Source organism: Microbacterium sp. SCN 69-37, assembly GCF_001724435.1.
Classification (GTDB): domain Bacteria; phylum Actinomycetota; class Actinomycetes; order Actinomycetales; family Microbacteriaceae; genus Microbacterium; species Microbacterium laevaniformans.
The window spans coordinates 1-7,475 of the sequence record NZ_MEEL01000065.1 but is presented as its reverse complement, the minus strand read 5'-3'; the positions used below and the strand labels follow the sequence as shown (position 1 = coordinate 7,475).

At 70.0% G+C, this 7,475-nt stretch carries 7 protein-coding genes; all 7 read left to right on the top strand.

Going from position 1 to position 7,475, the window contains the following annotated elements; genetic code table 11:
* Nucleotides 1-213 precede the first annotated feature (213 nt).
* The 7 genes from ABS64_RS14485 to xerD are packed head-to-tail and all read left to right on the top strand — an operon-like array spanning nucleotide 214 to nucleotide 7,196.
* A complete protein-coding gene (locus ABS64_RS14485) occupies nucleotides 214-372 on the top strand; it encodes a hypothetical protein (RefSeq protein ID WP_005055189.1) in 159 nt (52 codons plus the stop codon).
* Nucleotides 369-1,205, top strand: coding sequence for a TlyA family RNA methyltransferase (locus tag ABS64_RS14480; protein ID WP_016465412.1), 837 nt, complete (start codon nucleotides 369-371; stop codon nucleotides 1,203-1,205). The genes ABS64_RS14485 and ABS64_RS14480 overlap by 4 nt, the downstream gene beginning before the upstream one ends.
* Nucleotides 1,202-2,158, top strand: a complete 957-nt coding sequence (locus ABS64_RS14475) for an NAD kinase (protein WP_288120278.1) — start codon at nucleotides 1,202-1,204, stop codon at nucleotides 2,156-2,158. The genes ABS64_RS14480 and ABS64_RS14475 overlap by 4 nt, the downstream gene beginning before the upstream one ends.
* Nucleotides 2,155-3,858, top strand: coding sequence for a DNA repair protein RecN (recN, locus tag ABS64_RS14470; protein WP_292684485.1), 1,704 nt, complete (start codon nucleotides 2,155-2,157; stop codon nucleotides 3,856-3,858). The genes ABS64_RS14475 and recN overlap by 4 nt, the downstream gene beginning before the upstream one ends.
* A gap of 6 nt (nucleotides 3,859-3,864) precedes the next feature.
* Entirely contained in the window at nucleotides 3,865-5,574 is a 1,710-nt protein-coding gene (locus tag ABS64_RS14465) for a CTP synthase (protein WP_016465410.1), read from the top strand.
* Nucleotides 5,567-6,232, top strand: coding sequence for an NUDIX hydrolase (locus tag ABS64_RS14460; protein ID WP_005055180.1), 666 nt, complete (start codon nucleotides 5,567-5,569; stop codon nucleotides 6,230-6,232). The genes ABS64_RS14465 and ABS64_RS14460 overlap by 8 nt, the downstream gene beginning before the upstream one ends.
* A gap of 37 nt (nucleotides 6,233-6,269) precedes the next feature.
* Nucleotides 6,270-7,196, top strand: a complete 927-nt coding sequence (xerD, locus tag ABS64_RS14455; RefSeq protein ID WP_036285174.1) for a site-specific tyrosine recombinase XerD — start codon at nucleotides 6,270-6,272, stop codon at nucleotides 7,194-7,196.
* The last annotated feature ends 279 nt before the right edge of the window (nucleotides 7,197-7,475 follow it).

Sequence of the window (7,475 nt, the reverse complement as noted above, 5' to 3'; positions counted from 1 at the left end):
CCGGAAGCTAAGCCTCACAGCGCCGATGGTACTGCAGGGGGGACCCTGTGGGAGAGTAGGACACCGCCGGACTTCTTTTCAGGAAATGGCCACCCAACGATGGGTGGCCATTTCCCGTTAACACGACCCGAAGCATTGCCATGAACGATGCCGGCAGCTTTCGCTGTCGCCGCGGTCGTGTCGGCGTCGGCGACTATCGTGGAGGGTATGTCCATGAACGCCGACGACTCGCACGCGCGCCGCGAGGACCTGCTGTCCGCGCTCGAGGTGATCGAGGAGCAGCCGCTCGCTGAACGGGCGGCCGCCTATGTCGCGTTGCACGACGATCTCGCGCGCCGGCTCGAGTCCGGTCCGCGCGACGGCGCGCAGTGACGGCTCGACTCGACGCGGCGTTGGCCTCTCGAGGGCTGTCCCGGTCGCGCACCCAGGCGGCCCGCGACATCGAGGCGGGTCTGGTCACCGTCGACGGTGTCTACGTGCTCAAGCCGTCCACGCCGGTGTCGGATGACGCTGTGCTCGTCGTCGACGGCGCCGATCACTACGTGAGCCGGGCAGCGCACAAGCTCCTGGCAGCCCTCGACGCCTTCGACGTGGAGGTCGCGGGCCGCGAAGCGCTCGACCTCGGGGCGTCGACGGGCGGGTTCACTCAGGTACTGCGCGAGCGTGGAGCGAGTCGGGTCGTCGCGGTCGACGTCGGCCATGACCAGTTGGCTCCCTCGATCCGAGGCGATGCGGGCGTCTGCCTCGTGGAGGGGTTCAATGTCCGATACATGACGGCGGCGTCGGTCTCCGACGCGGCGGGCTTTCCCGTCCACCCCGATGTGATCGTTGCGGACTTGTCGTTCATTTCGCTCACGCTGGTGGTGCCGGCCATCGCGGCTGTCGCGCCGGCGCACAGCGACATCATCCTGCTGATCAAGCCGCAGTTCGAGGTGGGGCGCACCGGTGTGCGTGAGGGCCTGGTCACGGATGCCGCGGCTCGCGCCGACGCTGCGGCCGGGGTGCTGTGGGCTGCGTGGGATGCGGGGCTGGCGACGGCGGGATTCATCTCTTCGCCCCTCGCCGGCACGCACGGCAATCACGAATACCTCGTCCACCTGCGCCCGCGCGATCAGCGCCCACAGGATGATGGTGACGCTCCGGCCTCTCATGGCAATCCGACAGAATGGCTGAGGACGATCGACGAAGCGACGGGAGCGGTATGACAGATCCGACAACGCCGCGCTCCATCCTCGTCGTGGCGCACGCGCGCCGCGACGACACGGTGGCAGCGGCTCGGCGCGTGATCGCCGCGCTCATCGCCGCCGATGCTCGTCCGGTGCTCGCAGTGGACGACCCGCAGCTGGTGGATGCGCTGTCGGATCTCGGCCCCCTCGCCGCCCTGGGGGCCGACGTCGCGGTCACCGACATCGAGCTGGCGGTGGTGTTGGGCGGCGACGGCACGATTCTGCGCGCCGCCGAGCTCGTGCGCGACGGTGCCGCCCCGATCCTCGGCATCAACATGGGGCACGTCGGCTTCCTCGCCGAGATCGATCCGGACGACATCGACGACGCGATGCGTCGCATCATCGCCTGCGACTATCAGGTCGAGGAGCGGATGACGCTCTCCGTGCGCGTCAAGGACGCGGGTGGAGACGTCATCTACGAGACCTGGGCCCTCAACGAGGCCACCGTCGAGAAGGCGGCGCGGGAGCGGATGATGGAGGTCGTCATGGAGATCGACCGCCGGCCGCTGTCGAGTTTCGGTTGCGACGGCGTCGTGATCGCGACCCCGACCGGGTCCACGGCCTACAACTTCTCCGCCGGCGGCCCGGTGATCTGGCCCACCGTCGACGCGATCGCCGTCGTTCCGCTGTCGGCTCACGCGTTGTTCGCGCGCCCGCTGGTGGTGGCACCGGAGGCCACTGTTGCGATCGAGGTGCTCGCGCGCACGGACGGCACGGGAATCATGTGGTGCGACGGCAGACGCTCTCACGACCTGCCGCCAGGGGCTCGTGTCGTCGTGCGCAAGTCCTCGCAGCCCGTGCGCCTTGCGCGCCTGCATCCGGCTCCGTTCACCGACCGGCTGGTGCGGAAGTTCCAGCTGCCGGTGACCGGATGGCGCGGTCCCGATGAGACCTCAGCGTCACGGCCGATGGGCGCGGAGGGGCGCGCGTGATCGAGCAGATGACGCTCCGGGACCTCGGTGTCATCGCTCACGCGACGCTTCCGATGGGTCCCGGCTTCACCGCCATCACCGGAGAGACCGGTGCCGGCAAGACGATGGTCGTCACCGGGCTCGGCCTGCTTCTCGGCGCGCGCGCCGACTCCGGCGTTGTCCGTGCCGGCGCAGCCCAGGCGGCCGTCGAGGGCGTGTGGCTGGTCCCCGAGTCGGGCGCCGTGGCTGACCGCGTGGCGGATGCCGGGGGAGAGGTCGAACCGATCGGTGACGGGCGCGCCGAGCTGTACCTGGGCCGCACGGTCACCGCGGAGGGACGCAGCCGCGCGAGCGTCGGCGGGCGCGCCGCGCCCGCGGGCGTGCTCGCCGAACTCGCCGAGCAGCTCGTCGTCGTCCACGGCCAGTCCGATCAGCTCCGGCTGCGTTCGGGCGCAGCCCAGCGCGATGCGCTCGACCGCTTCGGCGCCGCGGAGATCGGGCCCGTCCTGGAGCAGTACCGGCAGGCCTACGCCGCGCAGCGTGAGCTCGCCGCCCAGATCGCGGAGATCACCGGCAACGCCGAGGCGCGCGCTGCCGAAGCCGAACAGCTGCGTGCTGCTCTTGCCGAGATCGAGCAGGTCGATCCGCAGCCGGGCGAAGACATCGAGCTCGCCCAACGTGCCGAACGACTGTCGAACGTCGAGGAACTGCGCCAGGCGGCCGCCATCGCCCACGATGCGCTGTCGGGCGGCGGTGACGTCCCCGATGTGGGACTGCTCGTCGCCGAGGCGCGTCGCGCGCTGGAGAGGGTGGTCCGCGCCGACACCGTGCTGGCCGCCCATGCAGCGATCCTCGACGACATCTCGTATCGGGTCGCTGATCTCGCCACCGAGCTGAGCGCGTACCTGGCGGATCTGGACGATGCAGGCCCCCACGAACTCGCCGCGGTCGAGGAGCGCCGGGCCGCCGTGACGAGCATCGTGCGTGCCCACGGCAGCCTGGAAGCCGCACTCGAGCTGGCTCGATCGGGCGCGTTCCGTCTCGCCGAGCTCGACGACGACGGAGAGCGCATCGCGCGTCTCCGCGGCGACGAGCGCGACGCCGCGGCCGTCCTGGACGCGGCCGCCGAACGACTCACGGCCGCTCGTCGCGCGGCGGCGGAGCGGCTCGCGACCGCCGTCACCGAGGAGCTGCACGCGCTCGCGCTGCCCGACGCACGCGTCGTCGTCGCCGTCGAGGAGGGTGGGGCGTCGGCATCCGGCCGGGACGAGGTGACGATTCTGCTGGCGCCGCACCCGGGCGCCGAGCCCCGCCCGGTCGCCAAGAGCGCATCCGGGGGCGAGCTCAGCCGCGTCATGCTCGCGATCGAGGTGGTCATCGCGGGCACCGGCGGTGTGCCCACCTTCGTGTTCGACGAAGTGGATGCCGGGATCGGCGGCGCCGCCGCGATCGAGGTGGGTCGCCGCCTCGCACGCCTCGCCGAGACGAGTCAGGTCATCGTCGTCACCCACCTCGCCCAGGTGGCGGCCTTCGCCTCGAACCACCTCAGCGTGGTCAAAGCCGGCGACGGCTCGGTCACCGCCTCCAGCGTCCGCGCGCTCAGCGGAGCCGACCGCGAGGCGGAGATGGCGCGACTGCTGTCGGGGCTGGCTGATTCGACCACCGCGCTCGACCACGCCCGGGAGCTTCTGAGCCTCGGCCATTCCGGACTGATAGGATGAAAGCCCGTGACGGACACTCATTCAGCAGGTAAGACGGCGGGCAAGACTTCAAGCGACACCACCAAGCACATCTTCGTGACGGGCGGTGTCGTTTCGTCGTTGGGGAAGGGCTTGACCGCCGCGTCTCTGGGCAATCTGCTGACGGCGCGCGGACTGCGCGTGGTGATGCAGAAGCTCGACCCGTACCTGAACGTCGACCCGGGCACGATGAACCCGTTCCAGCACGGCGAGGTGTTCGTCACGGACGACGGTGCGGAGACCGATCTCGACATCGGGCACTACGAGCGCTTCCTGGACATCGAGCTGAGTCAGGCCGCCAACGTGACCACGGGGCAGATCTACTCCCAGGTGATCGCGCGCGAGCGCCGCGGCGAGTACCTCGGCGACACGGTGCAGGTCATCCCGCACATCACCGACGAGATCAAGCGCCGCATGCGCTTGCAGGCCGACGAGTCGCCCAAGCCCGACGTGATCATCACCGAGATCGGCGGCACCGTCGGCGACATCGAGTCGCAGCCGTTCATCGAGTCGGCGCGCCAGATCCGCCATGAGCTCGGACGCAAGAACGTGTTCTTCGTGCATGTGTCGCTCGTGCCGTTCATGGGCGCGTCGGGCGAGCAGAAGACCAAGCCCACCCAGCACTCCGTGGCAGCCCTGCGTTCGATCGGCATCCAGCCCGACGCTCTCGTGCTGCGCAGCGACCGCCCCGTCACCGAGTCGAACAAGCGCAAGATCGCGCTGATGTGCGACGTGGACGAGGATGCCGTGGTCAACGCGATCGACGTCCCCTCCATCTACGACATCCCAACGATGCTCAACGAGCAGGGCCTCGACAGCTACATCGTCGATGCGCTCGGTCTCGGCGCCAAGGCGGCCGAGGTCGACTGGACGCGCTGGAGCAAGGTCCTCAACGCCGTGCACAACCCCAAGCACGAGGTGACGATCGGTCTCGTCGGCAAGTACATTGACCTGCCCGACGCCTACCTGTCGGTCACCGAGGCGCTCAAGGCCGGTGGTTTCGCGCAGGAGACCAAGGTGCAGGTCCAGTGGATCGCCTCCGACCTGTGCGAGACGCCGGAGGGCGCGGAGAAGGCGCTCGGCGCGCTGGACGGCATCGTCGTTCCCGGTGGCTTCGGCATCCGCGGCATCGAGGGCAAGCTCGGCGCCCTGCGCTTCGCCCGCGAGCAGGGCATCCCGACCCTCGGCATCTGCCTGGGACTGCAGTGCATGGTCATCGAGTACGCGCGCAATGTCGCCGGCATCGAGGGAGCCTCCTCCAGCGAGTTCGACCCCGACACCACGCACCCGGTGATCGCGACGATGGCCGAGCAGGTCGACATCATCGACCACGGCGACATGGGCGGCACGATGCGGCTCGGGCTCTACGAGGCCGAACTGGCCGCGGGGTCGCTGGCGGCCGAGGTGTACGGCGCCGAGCGCGCCAGCGAGCGTCACCGCCACCGCTACGAGGTCAACAACCGTTACCGCGATCAGATCGCCGACGCCGGCATGTGGTTCTCGGGTCTGTCGCCCGACCACGGGCTCGTCGAGTACGTCGAGCTGCCGCGCGACGTGCACCCGTACTACATCGCCACGCAGGCGCACCCCGAGCTGCGTTCGCGGCCGACCGAAGCGAACCCTCTGTTCCGCGGGCTCATCGCGGCGGCACTGGACCGGCACCGCTCGAGCGAGCTCTTCGAGGTCGAGGGTGACTGACCCGACGGCGGCGGCGCCACTGACCGACGAGGCGGTCGAGGTCGAGGTCGTCCGCAGCGAGACGCCGTTCGTCGGACGGGTGTGGAACATCCGTCGCGACGAGGTCGCCTACAACGGGGCGTCCATCGTCCGGGAGTACATGGATCACACCGGCGCGGTGGCGGTGTTCGCGCTCGATGAGAACGATCGGGTGCTGCTCATCAAGCAGTACCGCCACCCGGTGCGGCTGCGTGACTGGGAGATCCCGGCGGGGCTGCTCGACATCGGCGGTGAGTCGCCGCTCGTGGCGGCTCAGCGCGAGCTGGCCGAAGAAGCGGACCTTGTCGCGGCATCCTGGCACGTGCTGGGGGAGTTCATGACCTCGCCCGGCGGCAGCGACGAGACCATCCGCATCTACCTCGCACGCGATCTGCGTGCGGCGGAGGAGACGTTCGCCCGGGAGGCGGAAGAAGCCGACATCGAGGTGCGGTGGGTGCCGCTGGATGAGGTCGTCGACGCCGTGCTCGCGCGCCGTGTGCAGAATCCGTCACTGGTCGTCGGGGCGCTCGCCGCCCACGCGTCGCGCGCGCGGGACTGGGCGACGCTGGCTCCGGGCGACGCCCCCTGGCCGCGGCGGTCACGGAGCATCGGCGAGGACGGATCCGGCCACGCGCGGTGACGGGCATCGGTGAGCGTGCGTCGGAGCGGATGATGCGGTGAAGCTCGAGCGTGCGATCGACGCGTATCTGCGTCACATCACGATCGAGCGCGGCCTTTCGGAGCACACGGTCGCGGCGTACCGGCGCGATCTCGGAGGCTATGGCGAGTGGCTCGCCGCCGCGGGCGTCGAGGACACATCCGACATCACCCCGGCTGTCGTCGCGCAGTTCACCGCGGATCGCGCTGCCGCCGATCCGCCGCCGGCGGCGACGTCTCTGGCGCGGTTGCAATCGTCGGTGCGCGGCCTGCACCGCTTCCTCGTGCGGGAGGGGATCGAGCTCTCCGACGCGAGCGATCGCCTGACCCCGCCGAAGACGCCCCAACGCCTTCCGAAGGCGTTGACGATCGATCAGATCGCGGCGCTTCTGGATGCCGCCGGCCCTGCGCCCGGCATCGCCACCGAGACCGATGCGATCCGCCTTCGCGACCGCGCTCTGCTCGAACTGCTCTACGCCACCGGCGCGCGCGTCTCGGAGCTGATGCAGCTCGACGTCGACGACATCGCGGGCGACACCGAACTGCTGCGCGTGCGCGGAAAGGGGCAGAAGGAGCGCATCGTCCCGGTCGGCTCGTACGCCCGCGCCGCCGTCGACGCCTATCTGGCCCGTTCTCGCCCGGAACTCTCACGTCGCGGGCACGCGAGCCCGCGCCTGTTCCTCGGCGCGCGGGGGGCGCCGCTGTCGCGCCAGGGCGCGTGGCTGATCATCCAGGCGGCGGCCGAGCGCGCCGGCCTGCAGGCGCACGTGTCGCCGCACACCTTCCGGCACTCGTTCGCGACGCACCTCCTCCAGGGCGGGGCCGATGTGCGCGTCGTACAGGAGATGCTCGGTCACGCCTCCGTCGCGACGACGCAGATCTACACGCACGTGACCGTCGACGCCCTGCGTGACGTGTACCTCACGTCGCACCCGCGGGCGCGCTGACTCTCCCACGGCCGCAATCGGGCCATGTCGGCGGGATAAATGGCTCTTCGCAGTTGAGGGTGTAGTCGGGGGTCGGGCGGCGGTGGCTGGATAGGGGTCGAGGTCCCCCGAGGATGGAAGTTCCTACACTCACCATCCGGAAGACCTCGACGTGCTCAACGCTACCTTCGCCGCGCCTTTCCTCACCACGTTCTGCCGCCTCGATGAGCTCGGCCTCGAGGCCGTCGGGCAGCATCTCGACGCGGATCGGGCGGTGATCGAGTGCCGCGTTGTCGACGA

What these genes read in the sequence shown, in the direction of transcription:
- ABS64_RS14485 (WP_005055189.1), top strand. Translation starts at nt 214, where the DNA reads ATGAACGCCGACGACTCGCACGCGCGCCGCGAGGACCTGCTGTCCGCG.
- ABS64_RS14475 (WP_288120278.1), top strand. Translation starts at nt 1,202, where the DNA reads ATGACAGATCCGACAACGCCGCGCTCCATCCTCGTCGTGGCGCACGCG.